At 67.8% G+C, this 17,495-nt stretch carries 16 protein-coding genes; 4 read left to right on the top strand and 12 right to left on the bottom strand.

Annotated features, from left to right (window positions below; all coding sequences use genetic code 11):
• Positions 1-730: 730 nt before the first annotated feature.
• The 5 genes from ACLU3S_RS15615 to ACLU3S_RS15595 form a co-directional block, all read right to left on the bottom strand.
• On the bottom strand, positions 731-1,309 hold the full coding sequence (locus ACLU3S_RS15615) for a GNAT family N-acetyltransferase (RefSeq protein WP_413952439.1): 579 nt from the start codon (positions 1,307-1,309) through the stop codon (positions 731-733).
• 593 nt (positions 1,310-1,902) lie between these two features.
• Positions 1,903-3,366, bottom strand: a complete 1,464-nt coding sequence (locus ACLU3S_RS15610; RefSeq protein WP_413952438.1) for a dihydrolipoyl dehydrogenase family protein — start codon at positions 3,364-3,366, stop codon at positions 1,903-1,905.
• A 374-nt stretch (positions 3,367-3,740) separates the two neighbouring features.
• On the bottom strand, positions 3,741-4,289 hold the full coding sequence (locus tag ACLU3S_RS15605; RefSeq protein WP_413952437.1) for a pyridoxamine 5'-phosphate oxidase family protein: 549 nt from the start codon (positions 4,287-4,289) through the stop codon (positions 3,741-3,743).
• Between the two features lie 99 nt (positions 4,290-4,388).
• Positions 4,389-4,790 carry a peptide-methionine (R)-S-oxide reductase MsrB gene (msrB, locus tag ACLU3S_RS15600; RefSeq protein WP_413952436.1) on the bottom strand — a complete coding sequence of 134 codons (402 nt, stop codon included), beginning with the start codon at positions 4,788-4,790 and terminating at the stop codon, positions 4,389-4,391.
• Positions 4,791-5,051: 261 nt separating this feature from the next.
• A complete protein-coding gene (locus tag ACLU3S_RS15595; RefSeq protein ID WP_413952443.1) occupies positions 5,052-7,499 on the bottom strand; it encodes a SpoIIE family protein phosphatase in 2,448 nt (815 codons plus the stop codon).
• A gap of 273 nt (positions 7,500-7,772) precedes the next feature.
• On the opposite strand from ACLU3S_RS15595, the gene ACLU3S_RS15590 reads away from it, so the two are divergent.
• The 3 genes from ACLU3S_RS15590 to ACLU3S_RS15580 are packed head-to-tail and all read left to right on the top strand — an operon-like array spanning position 7,773 to position 9,410.
• Entirely contained in the window at positions 7,773-8,372 is a 600-nt protein-coding gene (locus ACLU3S_RS15590; protein WP_413952435.1) for a sulfite oxidase-like oxidoreductase, read from the top strand.
• Positions 8,342-9,085: a ferredoxin reductase gene (locus tag ACLU3S_RS15585; protein WP_413952434.1), complete on the top strand. Its 744-nt coding sequence runs from the start codon at positions 8,342-8,344 to the stop codon at positions 9,083-9,085. The genes ACLU3S_RS15590 and ACLU3S_RS15585 overlap by 31 nt, the downstream gene beginning before the upstream one ends.
• 13 nt (positions 9,086-9,098) lie before the next feature.
• Positions 9,099-9,410, top strand: coding sequence for a DUF6510 family protein (locus ACLU3S_RS15580; RefSeq protein WP_413952433.1), 312 nt, complete (start codon positions 9,099-9,101; stop codon positions 9,408-9,410).
• 127 nt (positions 9,411-9,537) lie between these two features.
• On the opposite strand, the gene ACLU3S_RS15575 is transcribed toward ACLU3S_RS15580, so the two are convergent.
• The 3 genes from ACLU3S_RS15575 to ACLU3S_RS15565 form a co-directional block, all read right to left on the bottom strand.
• The gene (locus tag ACLU3S_RS15575; protein ID WP_413952432.1) at positions 9,538-9,867 is read right to left on the bottom strand and encodes a hypothetical protein; all 330 of its coding nucleotides are present in this window, start codon (positions 9,865-9,867) and stop codon (positions 9,538-9,540) included.
• Positions 9,864-10,352 (bottom strand): peptide-methionine (R)-S-oxide reductase MsrB, encoded by a 489-nt coding sequence (gene msrB, locus ACLU3S_RS15570; protein ID WP_413952431.1) that lies wholly within the window; start codon positions 10,350-10,352, stop codon positions 9,864-9,866. The genes ACLU3S_RS15575 and msrB (ACLU3S_RS15570) overlap by 4 nt, the downstream gene beginning before the upstream one ends.
• A gap of 180 nt (positions 10,353-10,532) precedes the next feature.
• Entirely contained in the window at positions 10,533-11,177 is a 645-nt protein-coding gene (locus ACLU3S_RS15565) for an RraA family protein (RefSeq protein ID WP_413952430.1), read from the bottom strand.
• A gap of 561 nt (positions 11,178-11,738) precedes the next feature.
• Between ACLU3S_RS15565 and ACLU3S_RS15560 the strand changes: the two genes are divergently transcribed.
• Positions 11,739-12,203, top strand: a complete 465-nt coding sequence (locus tag ACLU3S_RS15560) for a YkgB family protein (RefSeq protein WP_413952429.1) — start codon at positions 11,739-11,741, stop codon at positions 12,201-12,203.
• A gap of 119 nt (positions 12,204-12,322) precedes the next feature.
• On the opposite strand, the gene ACLU3S_RS15555 is transcribed toward ACLU3S_RS15560, so the two are convergent.
• The 4 genes from ACLU3S_RS15555 to ACLU3S_RS15540 form a co-directional block, all read right to left on the bottom strand.
• Positions 12,323-12,922, bottom strand: coding sequence for a molybdopterin-dependent oxidoreductase (locus ACLU3S_RS15555; protein ID WP_413952428.1), 600 nt, complete (start codon positions 12,920-12,922; stop codon positions 12,323-12,325).
• Positions 12,923-13,298: 376 nt separating this feature from the next.
• Entirely contained in the window at positions 13,299-13,760 is a 462-nt protein-coding gene (locus ACLU3S_RS15550; RefSeq protein ID WP_413952427.1) for a DUF5709 domain-containing protein, read from the bottom strand.
• A 422-nt stretch (positions 13,761-14,182) separates the two neighbouring features.
• A complete protein-coding gene (locus tag ACLU3S_RS15545; protein WP_413952426.1) occupies positions 14,183-14,956 on the bottom strand; it encodes an SDR family NAD(P)-dependent oxidoreductase in 774 nt (257 codons plus the stop codon).
• A gap of 412 nt (positions 14,957-15,368) precedes the next feature.
• Positions 15,369-17,369: a BTAD domain-containing putative transcriptional regulator gene (locus ACLU3S_RS15540; protein WP_413952425.1), complete on the bottom strand. Its 2,001-nt coding sequence runs from the start codon at positions 17,367-17,369 to the stop codon at positions 15,369-15,371.
• Between the last annotated feature and the right edge of the window lie 126 nt (positions 17,370-17,495).

The following is a 17,495-nucleotide window of genomic DNA, read 5'->3' as shown; positions in this document are numbered from 1 at the left end:
CACCCCGGCACGCCTGGAGACGACACCCGTGTGCTGTGCAGGTGCGGCACTGCGGGGACGGTGCCGGCCCGATGACGACACTCAGCCCGCACGATCCGCGAGGTGCACAACCAAAGCTGGGACGCCATCGTCCCCCTGCTCAGCACCCACCGAGAGATCGGTAGTTGGCGGCAGGCGGGCATGGGGCGCGGGCTTCGATCAGCTTGGCAAAGCCCCGTGCCGAGGCGGACTCGCACGGCCTGTACGGACATGCGCCCCCTGGGCCATGTCGAGGGCCTGGGTGACGAGCAGGCCGCCTGGCGCGGCCAGCGAACCTCTCCGCACCGGCCACCGGGGCGACGACATGCCGCACTGGGTCGATTTCCTCGGTCTCGGTCATGCCCGGATCGTCGCGGACGCCGTGCAAGTGTCCGCGGTCTGAACAAGCCACAGTGGCCGCGCGCTGGAACGGCCTGGCAGTCCTGCCCGCCCACCAGTACACCCGATGCCACGGCATGCGGCTGGCCGTCGTCGGCACCGCCCGCCTGCAAGGCGGTGACCTCGACGAAGCCCTTCACACGAGACGCCGCTGCCTGGAGTGCTCCGCCCGGTGAATTCAACGTGCGTCGAAGAACTTCTCCCCACCCTCAGAGGGCGGTATCCAACCCTTTATGGTTCGCTGTTGTGCGTGGATGAGGTGCAGTGATCAGTTGCTGGGGGTAGCCGATGCCCGGGTGCCGAGCGACGGGATTCAGTGGGCGGGAACCGATTCGGACGACGGCTGCCAATCCCGCCTGATCAGCCCGTAGACCCACGAGTCGGAGACCTCGCCGTTGACGACGCAGTCTTCCCGCAACGTCCCTTCACGCACGAAACCGAGCTTCTCGAGCACGCGGGCAGATGCCACGTTGCGCGTATCGGTCTCAGCTTGGACGCGATTTAGGTCCAGCGTGTCGAATGCCCACCGCAGCAGAGCGCGCGCGGCCTCGGTCGCGTAGCCGTGGCCCCACGCCGCATCATCGAAGCAGTAGCCGAGCGAGGCACTGCGGTAGTCCGGATTCCACCTGTTCAGGCAGCACCAGCCGATGAACGCCCCGTCGGAGACACGATCTACGGCCAGCCGCGCCCCGGTGCCCTCCTGTGCCATCTGCCGGCAAGCCGTGATGAACTTCCCGGCGCGCGCACGTTCGCTCCACGGTGGCGCGTCCCAGTAGCGCAACACGTAGGCGCTGCTGTGCAGTGCGAAGAGGTCGTTCGCATCCGCGTCTTCGAAGGCACGCAGTCGAAGACGAGCGGTGTGCAACAAGGGGGTGGGCAGCGACGTCCTCATATTCCCTCCCCTGATCGGTGGACGATCAATCAGACATCCGATGCGGGTCACTCGCAACAGGTTTTTTCGGCGGGCCGGCGGAACGACGTGAGCGCTCCTCGGTGCGATCGAGCGCCCCGGAGGGAGGCACCTGAGAGGTGATGCCCGGTTCAGCCTTTCGGTCGGGCTGAGCAGGCTGGTTGCGGCCCGCCGGAGGGGGCTACGGCCGTGGCGGTATGAACAGCCCCTGCGCGGTCTCGGCCAGGATCCCCCGCCGCTCCCCCTCCTCCAGCCCCCTCCTCCAGCCGCGCCTGCAACGCCCCCAACGTCAGCTCCCCGCCGGTAGTGCTCCGCGCCACCGGGGGCGTGGAGGTGCCGGTCAGCATCTTCGACATCCGGTCGCTTATCGCCCAGTACAACGGAGGCGGCGAGTACCACCGCGATCACCAAGCCCATGATGTCAACGGCCGGTCCATGCTTGCGGCCCGAGAGATCGGACGGTGTCGGGCGGTGCGGGGCGAGTAGCAGTGTCAATTCGTCGTAGCGCGTGGATCCCCCTACGGCCGGGATGGCTCTCAGAGGGGTGACGGTCCGGCTCATGACGCTGGTGCACCCTACGACGCCTCCTGATCGTGCTGGTAGGCGGCGAGGAGGAAGAGCCAGATCTCGCTGACGGTGGGGAAGGAGGCGATCGCGTGCCTGAGCCGTTTGAGCGGGACCTCGCCGGCGACCGCGATGGTTGCCGAGTGCAGGAGCTCGCTGATGCCTGGGCCGACGAAGGTCGCTCCGAGGAGGACTTCGCGGTCGAGGTCGACGACCAGCCTGGCGTGGCCCTGGTAGCCGTCGGCGTAGAGCTTGGCGCCCTGGACAACGTTGAAGTCGAGGTCGACGGTCTTGATGCGGTACCCGGAGCGTTCCGCCTGCTCGGCGCTCAGACCCACCGCGGCCGCCTCCGGATCACTGAAGAACACCTGGGGTACGGCCAACTGGTCGGCGGTGGTGGCGTGGTCGCCCCAGGGCGTGTCGTCGAGCGGACGGCCGGCGGCGCGGGCGCCGATGGCGTCGCCTGCGGTCCGTCCTTGGTATTTGCCCTGATGGGTGAGCAAGGCACGATGGTTGACGTCGCCGAGGGCGTACAGCCAGTCGCCGTCGACCCCCTGTACCAGGCAGGTGGTGTCCACATCCAGCCAGGAGCCGGGGGCGAGACCGACCGTGTCCAGGCCGATGTCGTCGGTGACGGGGGTGCGGCCGGTGGCGCACAAGACCTCGTCGGCCTCCAGCTCGCTGCCGTCGTCGAGGGTGAGAGTGACCGGCCCCTGCGGGTCCGGGCGGCGCAGGGCGGTCACCTGCACGCCCACCCGGACATCCGCGCCCGACTCTCTCAGTCCCTGAGCCACCAGTTCGCCGGCGAAGGGCTCCATGCGGGGGATCAGGCGACGCCGGGCGAGCAGCGTGACCTGGGAGCCGAGACCCTGCCAAAGGGTGGCCATCTCAATGCCGACTCCGCCACCGCCGATGATGGCGAGGCGAAGGGGCACGGTGCTGGATTCGGTGCTCTGCCGGTTCGTCCAGGGACGGGCCTCGGCGATGCCCGGGATGTCGGGCAACGCCGGTCGACTGCCGGTGGCGATGGCCACCGCGTGCCGGGCCGTGAGGGTGTGCCGGGCGCCGTCGTCACGGGTGACGCTGACGCGTCGAGGCCCGTCGAGACGGCCGTGGCCACGGAAGAGGTCGGCACCGATGGACTTGAGGAACAGGGCTTGTCTGGTGTCGTCCCAGTCGTGAACAGAGCGGTTGCGACGGGCGAAGACGCCATCGGCGTCGGCCCGGCCGGTGACAGCCTGCCGGGCACCGTCCACACGCCGCGCGTCGGCCAGCGCGATGACCGGCCGCAGCAGCGCCTTACTGGGCACGCACGCCCAGTACGCGCAGTCACCACCCACCAGTTCCCGTTCCACGACCGCTACGGAGAGGCCGGCGGCGCGGGCCCGGCCGGCGACGTTCGCACCGGCCGGGCCCGCGCCCAGCACGACCACGTCGTAAGACACTCCCGTCGGGGTTTCGTGCGATTGGCTCATGTTCTTCCTCGCATTCCTGGGAGTGCCTGACGACCGCCGAGGCGGTCGTGATGCTGCCCGTCGGGCCTGGCGTGGGCTCCCCCACCAGGCCAGGGCGCGCCCGTCAGGCGTCGGTGTGCGGGGGGCGACCGGCCATTCGATGTCGGTGCCGGCGAAAACGTTGAAGTAGTTGGGGGGTGTGTTCGACGCCAGATCCCTGCGTGATGTCCGCCTCGGAGAACCACGGGTCACACCGGGCCGGCTCGCCCGGCGGATACGTCGTCCGGGACACCGGGTTCACCGGCAAGCACTCCGGTCCGCTCGTACTGCAGCGGCCGGCCGGCGCAGATCACGGTCTGCAACCGGCCCTGCGGGACCAGTGGTCCGATGTCGCATCAAAGGTATGCCACACCGTAGTTGGCGGCCCACTCATGTTTCAGGTCATCCTCGTTCGCGTGCCCGAACGTGTACGCGGGAGAGTCCACCCGCAGCGCACGGTCCACCCTGATCAGTACGGCCTCGTGGCACGGGTAGACAGGATCGCCGTGGGTGTCCAGCACCCACTGGCGGGACCAGTCGTACACCGGGTCGCCCTTTCCGCGGATCTCGGCTGTTCCCTTGAAGCGATACCCCCGCCGGAGCAGGAAGTCGATCACGTTGACCTCAACCCGCGGATTGTTCCGCAGGTTCTCCACCGTATTGGGCGAGGCCATATTCATGAATACCAGGTGATCGTCGTCGTAGACGCGCACCGATCCCTTCGGGGAGAGGTTCGGTGAGCCGTCCTCACAGACCGTCGCGACAAACGCCAGCTTGGCGCTGGTGACAATCTGCCTCATGTCCTCGGTGATTATTCCCATCGGTCGTGAACCTTCCTTGCCACGCCTGCGTGCTCCGCCCTCCTGGGCCGTCACGCAGCCTTTTTCAAGCGTCAAACGGGCCATGGCCTGGTCCGCCAATGCCCCAGCGCTCGCTCTGGGCTGTTGCCCGGGCCCCCCGCCCTGCCGGGCCTCGTCCAGGCGTTCCTCATCCCGCAGCTCGGATTATTCGGAATCACCGGGCTTCAGCCGCAGGGATAGGCTGTTGATGCAGTATCGCTTGTCCGTCGGTGTCGCAAATCCCTCACCCTCGAACAATTCCCCAAGGTACGACCCGCAACGAGCGCACCGGACCACGGGATAGGGGGACTCGCCCTGCTGCACTTCTACCGAGTCGAGGTCCTTGGCGTCGTAGAACGCGGGCCAGCCACAGCGGGAGTCGAATTTTTCCTCAGAGGTGAACAGATCGGCGCCGCAGGCCCTGCAAGAGTAAACGCCCTCCTCTTTGGCGTCGGTGTACTCTCCCGTGAACGCCGCTTCGTCCTCGGCGCAGCGCAGCACCCTGTATTCCTCCGGACTGAGCTCGGCGCGCCACTCGGCGTTTGACTTCTCGATATCGTACGCCATGATTTCATCCTTCAAGGATGGGAGCGCCACCTCTGATGTGAGCAGCGCTCGACGGGTCGCATATCTCGATGATACCGGTCAAAAGAATGCCTCCGAAGCGGACCGGAACACCTCTTCGTGAGCGTTCTTCGTAAACAAATTGAGCGTAGAACCAGGGCTGCCGTCCGGGCGATCCGCCATACGATCTCGGTGGCGCCGCGGCCTCTGGTGTGACCGTAGTGGAAGGCATCGGCGTGCCCCGGCTCGGACCCGATCCCCGCTTTACAGCGTGGACGGGAGCTCTTGGTCGGCCCAGACGAGCTTGCCGCCCGTTGCGGAGCGGAAGCCCCACCTATTGGACAACTGGGCGATCAGGAACAGTCCCCTGCCGTCTTCGTCGATGATGCGGGCGTGACGCAGGCGCGGGTAGCAGTCTCCGCTGTCAAAGACTTCGCAGGTCAGGACTTGGTGCTTGATGAGCCGTAGTCGGATGGGGCCGGCGCCGTGGTGGATGGCGTTGGTGACCAGTTCGCTGACGATCAGCTCCGTGGTGGGCACTTGATGCTCCAGTCCCCATTCGCTGAGTTGGCGGGCGGCCAGGTGCCGGGCGGCGCCGACGACGGCCGGCTCGGCCGGCAGGTCCCAGGAGGTAGTGTGGTCCGGCTTGAGCGTGTGGATCCGGGCAAGGAGCAAAGCGACGTCGTCGGATCCCGCCTGAGTCGACACGGTTTCCACCACTGAGGAGCACAGCTCTTCCAAGGGCTGTTCGGGCTGTGCCAGGGCGGAGCCGAGGCGGTGCATGCCGACCTCGATGTCGTCGTCACGGGATTCGACCAGACCGTCGGTGTAGAAGGCGAGCAGGCTTCCTTCGGGCAGTTCCACCTCCACCGCCTCGAAGGGGACCAGCCCGAGACCCAGGCCGAGTGGGGCCCCGGTGGGCAGGTCGGGGAAGGTGACCTGGCCCTGTGCGTCGACTATCGCGGGCGGGGGATGGCCTGCCCGTGCCATGGTGCACTGCTGGGTGACCGGGTCGTAGACGGCGTATACACAGGTCGCGCCCATGATCGCGGGGTTCTGATCCGGAGCGTCGTCATCTTCGCAGGTCAGCCGCCGGACGCTGTCATCGAGGTGGCTCAGCAGTTCGTCGGGAGGCAGGTCCAGGTCCGCGAGCGTGCGGACGGCGGTGCGCAGCCTGCCCATGGTGACCGCGGCGTTGATGCCGTGTCCGACCACATCACCGACGACGAAGGCCACCCGGGCACAAGGCAGAGGGATCACGTCGAACCAGTCGCCTCCGACACCGGCGTCCGTGTCGGCCGGCAGGTAGCACCCGGCCGCCTCGACGGCCACGCCGCCCCTCAAACGGTGCGGGAGCAGGTTGCGCTGGAGGGCGAGGGCCACGCTGCGTTCGCGCGTGTACTGGCGGGCGTTGTCCAAGGACAGCGCGGCCCGGGTGACCAGTTCCTCGGCCAGGAGCAGGTCGTCCTGCTGGAATGGCGTCGGGTCCTCGCTGCGTGCGAACACGGCCACGCCCAACACGGAGTGCCGGGCACGGATGGGCACGATCATCACGCTGTGAATCCCGTTCTCACGGATCTTCGGCGCCCGTGCCGGGTCATGGTCGACCCATGTCCCAGGGGTGGCGTCCAGTACCGGTTCCAGGTGGGACTTTCCCGTGCGCAGTGCGTTGGCGAGTGGCGAGTTCGGGGGCACGGAAACTGCCTCCCCTCGCGCAAACGCCGACTCCGGGACCCCTGGGTGGACCGAGGCCAAACCCGCACGTCGAAACACGCGGGAGTGGTCGTACATCGTGTCGATTCGACCGGAGGTTTCTCTGCCGAGTGAAACCGGCTCCGCCAGGTCGACGGTGGCGTAGTCGGCCAACAGGGGCACGGCGAGAGTGGCCAGTTCCTGTGCGGTCTGCATGACATCCAGGGTGCTCCCGATGCTTGTGCTGGCCTGGCTGAGGATCGCGAGGCGCTCGCGCACCCGCTGGTTGCTGGTCACATCCACGGTCAAGGAGCAGACTCCCAGGGCCTGGCCGTCCGCATCCTGGAGGCAGAAGAACGAGGCCGAGAATGCGTGCTCCCGGCGCGGATCTTCCGGCGGCCATGCCCGGTACTCGTGGACCGCGGAAGTGCCGCTCGCCAGCACCTGCCGCATCACCGCTTCGAGCGCCTCGGCCTCGAAGCCGGGCAGTTCATCCTTCAGGCGGCGTCCGAACCTCCGGTCACGGGAAACGCCGTGCTGCTCCATCGGGTCGTTCATCCACGTGCAGCGCAGCTGCCGGTCACGAATGGCGATGCCGACCGGCGCGCGGGCAAACAGCGACTCCCGCACCGATCCGTTCACCGTTCCAGGGGAGAGCGCGCCTGCGGCGGTCAGGGATACCAGCCACCGGTGCGCCGCGTCCTGTCCCCACAGCAGCGAGAGGCGCACGCTCAGGTTGAGCGTGTGGCCGTCGCGGTGGCGGACCGCCGCGGTGCCGGACCAGCCACCCTGGGCACGGCACTGCCCGGCGAACGCTGATACCCCCAGCGCCTCCTGGGACGACGGCAGCACGAGTGTGGCGGATCGTCCGACCACGTCCTGAGCGCGGTACCCGACAAGGTGCTGAGCGGCTCGGGTCCACGCGACCACCGTCCCCTGCTCGTCGATCACCGCTATCGCTGCGTCGGATATCTCGGGGAGCCCCAGCGGCTCCAGTAGCGCAAGCTGGTCAGTGCTCATCTTCGCGGTCTCCATCAGATATGTCACGACTCGACCGTAAGCGCGCATCTGCCCACACGTGCTTACCATTTTCTGAGCAAAAAACCCGACCACTTCGCGCCGAACGGCCAGACGGGCCCCTGAGCGCCGCCTGTCGGACCGATGTCGTGTCGAAGGCCGAAGGCGCCGGTGAGGGCTTTGGGAGAGAAGGAAGACAAGAGGCGGATGGTCCCCGTCGCTGATATTTTTTAAGGGCGCTAGCCCTGCTTACGACGATCCGATTGGACGGCCCGCATGGCGATCATCTCGGGCGGTTTCCACGGCCGACGACCACCCCCAGGCAGGAAGCTGCCACCCGGGCAGTACGAGACCACGGACTTTCCGGTCCTCTCGGCCGGGCCCACACCGTGGATCAGCTCAGAGAAGTGGGAGCTGTCCGTCACCACGGAGACCGGCAAGCGGCACAGCTGGGACTGGGCCGCCCTCATGGAGCTGCCGTCGGAAACCCCGACGGTAGACCTCCACTGCGTGACCAAGTGGTCGAAGTTCGGCACCCAGTGGCAGGGGGTGTCTTTGGACGTCCTGCTCGCCGATGTCGAGACGGCTGCCGAGTACGTCCTCGCCTCCTCCTACGGGGGCTACACCACGAACCTCCCGCTGGAGGATCTTCTGGACGGCAAGGCCTGGATCGCGTACGGCTACGACGGCCGGCCGCTCTCCGCCGAGCACGGCGGTCCCGCCCGACTCCTCGTCCCGCACCTCTACCTCTGGAAGTCCGCGAAGTGGGTGCACGCACTGGAGTTGCGGGAGAACGACACCCCGGGGTTCTGGGAGAGCGCCGGCTACCACGATTACGGAGACCCGTGGCAAGAACAGCGGTATCGGGGAGACTAGGCGACCGGCTCCGATGGAGGGTCGCCGAGGTGACAGAACGCCGCGCCGAGTCCGCGACGGCCGTCACTCTGGTGCTGGAGGTGCCGGAATGGCCCGGCCATCTGGCAGGCCAGCATGTGGACGTCCGGCTGACCGCGGAAGACGGCTACAGCACACAGCGCAGTTACTCGATCGCTTCGGCCCCGGACGGAACACGCCTGGAACTGACAGTGCAGCGCGTCCTCGATGGCGAGGTCTCGCCCTACCTGGTCGACGAGCTCATGCCCGGCGACCAGCTGGAACTGCGGGGACCGGTCGGAGGCTGGTTCGTCTGGCAGCCGGAGCAGCAGGAACCGGTCCTGCTCGTGGCCGGAGGGTCCGGGCTGGTGCCGCTGATGTGCATGATCCGCTCGCGGCGTGCGGCCGGCAGCCGGGTTCCCTTCCGGGCGCTGTATTCTCTGCGATCACCGGCCGATCTCTTGTACGGACAAGAAATCCGCCAAGGAACACCCGGGGTCGACGTCACACACATCTACACCCGGGAAGCGCCAGAGCAGTCCGCGCGTCCCCCGGGCCGCATCACACCCGACGACCTGGTACGCCACGGATGGCCACCGGATTTCGCGCCCACCTGCTACGTCTGCGGCCCCACGGCATTCGTCGAGAAGGCTGCTGCCTACCTGGTGCTCCTCGGACACGACCCCCAGCGAGTCCGCACGGAGCGCTTCGGCTGAGGAGAGGACTGAGATGACGGCAGGCACACCGGCAGACGCCGGTACCCCACGCGAGGCGGAGGGCGGCTACATCGACGGCAATGCGCTGGCCGGCCCTCTGGCCGAACTCTTCGCGGTCGACCTGACAGCAGCGACCAGCCAGTGCGCGCACTGCAGCAACACCGGGCCCGTCGCACTCCTGCACGTGTACCGCCAGTCACCGGGACTGGTAGCCCGCTGCCAGCAGTGTGGCCACGTCATGCTACGTCTGGTGCGCGCACCGGAGACGGTCTGGCTGGACATGAGCGGCATCACCGTACTGTCGGTCCGCGTCGGCTCCGACTGAGCCCCCACGGCCTCCCTGCGGATGACACGTCCTCGCACGGTGGTGCCCGCCACGACCGGCGGGCGGGGCCGCTGAGAGCTGGTGGGCCACCACTGCTCGGGTTCGGCGCGTCGATCGGAACCTGGGGCTACTGGAAACGGCCGTCGAAGCAGGTGTCGCTCCTCAGGTCGGAGAACCGAAGGCCGACGACTGCTCCCCCTTCCACCACCCAGCGCAGGTCGTAGGACGCTTGGTAGGACGGCGGCCAGAAGGAGCAGAAGCGTCCATCCTCGTCGACGGACCAGGTGCCCTCCGTCTGGCGTCCGGCCTCGAAGTAGGAGGTGCTCCCGTCGGGCTTGAACGTCTGGGTCGTGCCATCGCCGTAGGCCAGGCGGCCTGCGGTGACGGCGGTGGGGATCTGCTCAGGCGGCACGATGGCGCCGTCTTCAGGGTGCAGGTTGTCGATGTCCCTGGTCACTGTGCGGGTCCTTCCCTCTGGCCCGACGGTTCCGTTGCTTCGGTCGTCTCGAAGACGCTCAGGTACTGGCCGTAGCCTTCCTGCTCCAGATCCTCCAGGGGGACGAAGCGCAGCGAGGCGGAGTTGATGCAGTACCGCAGTCCTCCACGGTCGCTGGGCCCGTCCGGGAACAGGTGCCCGAGGTGACTGTCCCCTTGAGCCGACCGTACTTCGACACGGAGCATGCCGTGGCTGCTATCCGGCCTCTCGACGACGTGGCCGGACTCCAGGGGCTTCGTGAAGCTGGGCCAGCCGGTCCTGCTGTCGTACTTGTCGACCGAGGCGAAGAGAGGCTCCCCGGACACGATGTCCACATAAATGCCGGGTGCCTTGTTGTCCCAGTAGGCGTTGGAGAACGAGGGCTCCGTTTCGTCTCGCTGGGTCACACGGTACTGCTGGTCGGTGAGCTCTGAGATGCGCTGTGGGCTCTTGCTGTACTCCGGCATGCCTACCTCCCACACGGTGCTGGAGTGTCCGTTCTGTCTTCTTTGCGTCGTGCATCGCCCCAACTCTTACCGTGTTGCAGAGGTGCGGGGCCGGGGGTGCGAGCCTGTCTGGGGCGCGATGTACGGCGAACCGCGGCAGGAACGAGCCTCAGCAGCCGCGACTCCCGCGGACCGGCGCCGCTACTCACCTGGCTGCGCCTGTTCACCCCTCATGCCCTGCGCGGCCTCTGCTTCCTCGGCTGAGATGTCCTCGGCGATGGCAAGCACCCGCCGCAGGCTGGCGGGGGGAATCACGACGCCGCCGGCGCTGTCCATGTAGATGTAGTCACCGGGCTTCACGCACACACCGGCAACCTCAACAGCCACAGCGCAGGCGTACGGCATCACCGTGTCGCCGCCCCATCGGACCGCCTCCCCCCTGCACCAGGTTGCGAAACTGTAGCCACGCAGCTGGCCGAAATCACGCAGCCGGCCGTCTGCGAGGACGCCGGCCAGCCCGGTGCCGTCCGCCCTGGCAAGCTTTGTGCCCCCGCCGTGGGACGCGTCGGGGTGGCCTCCGCTGGAGATCACGAGCACCTGGCCCGCCTCGGGCGGGTTCCCCAGTGCTTTGTAGAAGTAGTACCGGAAGTCCTGGCTCTCCACGACCAGGTCGTCGCGGTAAGGGAGAAAGCAGATGGTGGCTGCAGGCCCGAAGAGATAGCGGAGAGGGTCCGGGCTCGCCATGGCGGGTATGTGCGCTCGGTGGCCATGGACCCGGTTCATGGCGTCGACGAGCGTGGCGCACCCCAGGCGGGCTGCCTTCTGAGCCGGTGTCTCGTCCTCCATGAGCATCCTCTCTCAGAGGGCCATGGGCTCTGTCCGGCGCGCCACCGTGGCGCCGTCATGGACCTCGGCTGGGCCGGAGCCGCGTGAGGGCTGCGCGTGCCCGACCCTCTGCAGGTCGTGTGCCAGAGCCTTCGTCCGCCGGGCCGAGACCCGAACCGCCGGCACTCCTCCGCGGTGGCCGGTGACGAACAGGCATGCGAGTGAACTGCGCCCAGCGTGAGAGGAATTCCCGCTGTCACTCACTCTTTCAGTGTCGCGTTCACACGCTTGCAGGGCATCTTGGCCACCGTTCTCGCCCCGGCGCCGTGCCGGGACCGCGTTGCGTCCTCTTGTTCCTGTCGGGCGGAGCCGGTGACGTGCGGTATCTGCACCGGCCGGCCCCTGGGATGCCTGCGGCGCAGGCGCTTGACATGATGGGAGGAGCGCCGAGACAAACGTCCCTCCCGCTCGGCCGAGTCACTCGGGCAGAGTCCGCCTCTGGCCTGCGGTTGCGCCGGGAAGCGTACCTGCCCCCACGCACCGGCCGTCGCGGCAGCCCCTGTGCGACGACAGGAGAATGCCATGGCCGCGCACACCGTTATCGACAGGTTGCACTCGGGAGGGATCACGGCGAGCCGATTCGGACTCGTGCTCAACCTGGCCAGCATCGGACGGCTCAAGTTCGAGGATTACGAGGTGGAGAACATCCGTCCTGTGGTCGTCTCGAGCCCGCTGCTGCGACGGCCGCTGAGAGGGCTCGGAGAGACGAGACTGGCCAGAGCCATCGGGATCACAGAGATCACGATCGCCGGGATGATCTCCACCGGACGGTGGGCGCCCAGGGTCTCGGCAGCCGGTAGCCTGCTCGCTGCCGGCATGTTCACCGTCACGCTCAGTTTCCTGATCAGCACTCCGGAGGCGTGGCACCAGCGGGGCCGAGAGCCGAAGCTCTCGCCGGCCGGCCAATTTCTGATCAAGGACGTGGTGCTGCTGGGTGCCTCCCTGGTCACTGCCGCGGAATCGCTGAGCAGAAACCGACGGCAATAGCCCGTCGGCTCTCCGCGGTCAGACAGGCGGTGGTGGTGACGCGCAGGAACTCGACCGGGGCACGGCAGGCCGGGCAGCACCGGTCCGCGTCGCCACCGTATGGCCCATCGACCGGGACCCTAGTCTCCCTGGTACCGCTGTTCTCGCCACGGGTCTCCGTAGTTGTGGTAGCCGGCGCTCTCCCAGAAGCCGGGCACGTCGCTCTGCCTCAACTCGATCTCGCGCACCCACTTCGCGGACTTCCACAGGTACAGATGCGGGACCAGCAGCCGTGCGGGGCCACCGTGTTCGGGTGCCAGGTCGCTGCCGCCGTAGCCGTAGACGATCCACGCTTTGCCGTCGAGCAGGTCGGCGAGAGGGATGTTCGTGGTGTAGCCCCCGTACGAGGTGACAAGAACGTGCTCCGCGGCCGTCTCCACGTCCGCGAGTAGAACGTCCAGGGACACGCCTTGCCATTCGGTGCTGAACTTCGACCACTTCGTCACACAGTGCAGGTCGACCGTCAAAGACTCCGCCGGGAGTGCCATCAGGCCTGCCCAGTCCCACACGTGCCGATTCCCGGCTTCCGTGGTCACGGACAGCTTCCAGTCCTCCTGCCGGATGCGAGGGGTGGGCCCGGCGGACAGTACCGGGAACCCGGTCGTCTCGTACTGCCCAGGCGGCAGCTTCGTGCCCGCCGATGGCCTTCGACCGTGGAAGCCGCGCGAGATGAACGCCATGGTCACCGTCCCTGTGAGTCCTGGGTGGCCCCAGCGGGCCCGTTCGAAGGTGGGCGCCCGGGATGAGCCATTTCTTACCTCCGGCGCCTCCGAAACGTGAGTCCTGGGAGCGCGGTCCTTCTCGTCCGTCACGTCGGGCGACTGCCAGGCGCTTTGGTCAGCGCTGCCCGAGCCGACGTAGTCGCCCCCGCATCAGCCCGCGGCGCTGTTCGTCCCGGCGCCGGCAGGTCTTCCGTGGAGGCGCCTGTCCCGGGCGGTCCGGCAGACAGCCTGTCGGACCCGCTACGGAGGAACAGTCGTCACAAGATCATCGCCCCGTGGGGTCAGGCAGCTTGGGATCACCCGTGCGCCCTGGCCCGGCCGGGGGGCGGCGCGCTCAGGAGTCCTCTCCACTGTCAGGCACCACATGGACAGCCGCCTCCTCGGCGGAAGCGGCACCGTTGTCGATGCCCACGTCCCGTGCCCAGTAGTCGTCGCCGTCGTAGCCCGCGGCGAGAACGTCCGTGTCCCAGCTGAGGAGGCGTCCGGCGCGCTCGTCGCCGACCTGGTCGTCGATGAGCTCTCCGTCCGTGCCGATCGTGTCACCCAGCCCGTCGCCCTCGTCCGGTGGAGCGACTTCCGGCACCTCGCGCCTGAGCCGATGCGCGAGGTCCTCGTGGGAGGCGCCCTCCCTCCCGGTGACGCCCCAGTCATTCACGGCGAGGGGTGTATCGGCGGGTGAGTAACCCCGGTCCAGGACGTCCTCTCCCAGTTCGTCCTCGTCGTACTCCTCCTGCGAACGCAGGGGGTTCGAGTCGGCCAGGTCCTCGTAGGGCGGGACATCGTCGGGTGAAGTCATTACGGCCTCCATGCCATCGGATTCCCGCGACCTCTCGGTACTGTCGCCTTGGCGAAGGCTCGGCGGGACGATTCCAGTAAAGCGGCCCGATGTCGACCAGGCGTCTATTCGGCATAGTCACCCGGGCGGCCGGCCGTCGACCCCGGATGAGCAGGAGCGAAGAGGCCTCTGGGGCGCGAGGCCGCCTCGCCGCACTCTCCTCAATCCCGGACGGCCCACGTTGCCGCAGTGGCCGAGATCGATCAGCTGCTCCGATCCGGGAATCTCCTGAACGAACCGGCCCACCACCGGGCAGTAATGGGTGATCGTCGCTGCCTCGGCAGCCAGGTCGTCGTAGGCGTCACGAATCGGGAGCTTGGACCAGCCCCGGCCCGGTATTCCTCCGGACAGTCGTATGCGTCAGTACCCGTCGCGAGCTGCGTCTAGTTGCGGCCCGCCATGACCCCGCCGTCGACGTTGAGGATGGCGCCCGTCGTCCAGCTCGAGGCCGGCGAGAGGAGGAAGACGATCGCGGAGGCCACGTCCTGCGGGGTGCCGACCCGACCGAGGGGATGCAGCCCGCTCAGCTGCTCCATCGCGGCATCCAGCTGGTCTGCCGGGAAGACCTTCTCGAACAGGGGCGTCCTGGTGACGGCCGGAGCCACGGCGTTCACACGGATGCCCTCGCCGGCGAGCTCGATGGCCAGGTTGTGCGTGAGGGCGTGCAGTCCCGCCTTGGCCATCGAGTAGGCCGACGACGGTGTCACGGCGAGGGCCTGGTGCGCCCACATGCTGCCGACGTTCACAATGGCGCCGCCCTGCCCCCCGGCGACCATGCCCCGGACGATGGTCTGAGTCAGGAAGAAAGTCGCCCTGTTGAGGTCGTGATATGCGTCGTAGTCCGCGACGTCGTAGTCGAGGAAGGGCTTCGGCTTGAAGAACCCTGCCGAGTTGACGAGGAGAGTGGCGTCGGGGTGGTCCTCCGCCAGCTGCTTCTGCGCCTCGATGACCTGGTTCCAGTTCGCCAGGTCGGCCGCGACCGACCACGCGCTGCCCGAGCGCGACAGGCTCGCCACGGCCTCGTCGAGTTTCCGACCCGGGCGGCCGACGATCACCGCGCTGCCTCCCTGCGCGATCACATCTTCGGCGGCCTTGAGGCCCATGCCGCTGGTTCCGCCGATCACTACGAGCTTCTTGCCTTCGAAGTCCATGGCCACGATCCTTCTCCATTGAACGGTGAACACTTTTTCTGTGTTCCATTTGACCCTGCCATAGCAGTGTCTACAACAGCTCTATAAGGTCTCTACGGAGTGAATCGCAGTGGCCATGTGATCCGACGAAACTCCATGCATTTGCCCTGCCTACCGCTTCCACCCACTGCGCATTACTGCACGAAAAAACGGCCCGTGCAGGAGCCGCGTGACAAGGAGCGGCACGGCCTGATTTCATCGCGGCAGTGCCCCGCTGAGCGCGAGACCCTGCTCTCCGTACGCTGCCTGCCGGGCGGCCGGCCAACTCTGTCCGCCGCTCGACCGCCTCCACCCGCAGATCGGCCGGCAGCTTGCGCGCCCGCGGCGCACAGGCCCGCCCCAGTCCCCCCGCAGTCGAACCGCCGAAAGGTGGCAGCGCTCATACTCTTCGGTCAATTCTCTGTCGGAGTACCGTGCCGCCCGGTTGGGCATGCCCTCCTTCCGGAGTTGCACGGTCCCGACTCCCGGCCGTGGCGGCGTCTCCGCAGGATGCTTGTGACAACGACATGGATCCTGGCCCCTGCTCGACCCAGGAATGGGCCCGCTCGCCCTGGTCGAGGAACCTCTGCCCCGCCTGCTCCACTGCGTAGGCGGCCACAAGCCGGTTCCAGCTGTACCGACCCGGGCCGATCTCCGCGACGAGGTTCGCTCGGGTGAGGCGCGACAAGGCCTGGCGGACCCGGCGTTCGGGCCGTCCGGCCAGGTCCGCGACCTGCGATGCCGCGAACATGGGCTCTGGGAGGGCGCTCAGGTCGCGGAAGAGCGCGGCTGCTTCGGTGTCCAGCAGGCGGTACGAGCGGGTAATGGACTCGCGGACGTCGAGCGTCTGGTCCTCGTCGCTCCCGAAGGCGTCCAGGGTGCCGTGCCCCGGTGCCTCGTACTCGTCCGCGAGGCTCGCCAGACGCAACTGGGGTCGATACGCGGCGCGGGCGGCGACATTGGCCAGGGCCAAGGGGAGCTGCCCGGCCAGCCGGATGATGCGATCAACGGCCTCTGGTTCAGCTGCTGTCCTGGCTGCGCCGAGTCGGCGCGCGAGGAGGCTGCGTGCGTCCGTCTGGCTCAGGGGCATGAGTGTCAGGGGAAGTGCCTGGTAGGCAGCGACGAGTGCGTGCATCTGCATGCGGCTGGTGACAAGGACCATGGAGCCGGGGCCTCCGGGGAGGAGGTGCTTTATCTGGTCCGTGTTCCACGCGTTGTCGAGCAGGACGAGCACTCGGCGGCCGGCGAGCAAGCCGCGGAACATGAGCCCCCGTGCCTGCGCGGTCTGCGGCATGTCCTCGACACGGACCCCCAATGACCGCAGGAAGTCCTCGAGCACCTGCGCGGGGTCCCGCGGCTCGGCCTCCGGTCCTGCTCCCTGCAGGTCTGCAAAGAGCTGGCCGTCCGGGAAGCGGTCGGCCAGACGGTGCGCGACAGTGATGGCGAAAGCCGTCTTGCCCACTCCGGCCAGTCCACCGACTGTGCAGATGGCCACGGAGGACGACGCCTCTGCATCGGCGGCCAAGCGCTCGACCTGCTCCTGCTCTCTCTCACGGCCGACGAGGCTCGGCAGGGCGGCCGGGAGCTGGGCCGGTACGTGCGGCGGGTGTGTCGCGGGCGCGCCCTTCGGGCGATCGGCGCTTTGCGGGAGCTGGAATCGCCCGGAGAGGATGCGCTCGTGGACTTGCTGCAGTTCCGGCGACGGGCTGACGCCGAGGCGTTGACGCAGCAGGTGACTGGTCGTGTGGTAGATCGTCAGGGCCTCGGACTGCCGGCCGGCGCCGTAGAGCGCGGTCATGAGGAGACCGCATACGCGCTCTCGAAGCGGGTGCTCGACAAGCAGCGCCGACAGCTCCGCGGCGGCCTCGGCGTAGTGCCCTCTCTCCACTTCGCAGGCGAGCTGCTCCTCCACACACGCGAGGCGCATCTCGCCGAGGACGCTGCGCTGCTGGTCCGCGAACGGCCCAGGGACCCCAGCGAGGGCCGTCCCCCTCCACATTTCGAGGCCCTGGGTCAGCAGGCCGGCCGCAGACTCCAGGTCGCCGGTGCTACGCGCCTCCTTCGCCCTTGCCGTCGTCTCCTTGAACCTGTTCAGGTCCAGAGCGTCCGGTTGAATGCGCAGCAGGTAGCCCCCGTCGACCAGGCTCACGGAGCTGTCACTCTGCTCCCGCAGTGCCTGCCTGAGCCTGTAAACGTACGTGCGCACGGAGCCCACGGCCGACGGTGGGGCCTCGTCGCCCCACACGTCATCCACCAGTTTCGAGAGACTTACGGGCCTGCCCGCCCTGAGCAACAGCGAAGCGAGCACCGCGCACTGCCTCGGCTGGCCGGCTCCGGCCTCACTTCCCTGCCGGTGGAGCCGGACCGGCCCGAGCACTGAGAACTGGACACCTGCATGCATAGTGCCTACCGCCCTGGAGATCCTTTTGAGACTTGACTGCTTGGCTGCCGGGAGGGGATCGCTCTCCCCGAACGTACAGCAGATCGACCAATTTAAAGGACCAAAAGGTCCTATCTTGCGTGGAGT

The sequence above is a fragment of the Streptomyces sp. AF1A genome (assembly GCF_047340315.1).
Lineage (GTDB): Bacteria > Actinomycetota > Actinomycetes > Streptomycetales > Streptomycetaceae > Streptomyces.
This window is presented reverse-complemented; position numbering and strand designations above follow the sequence as displayed.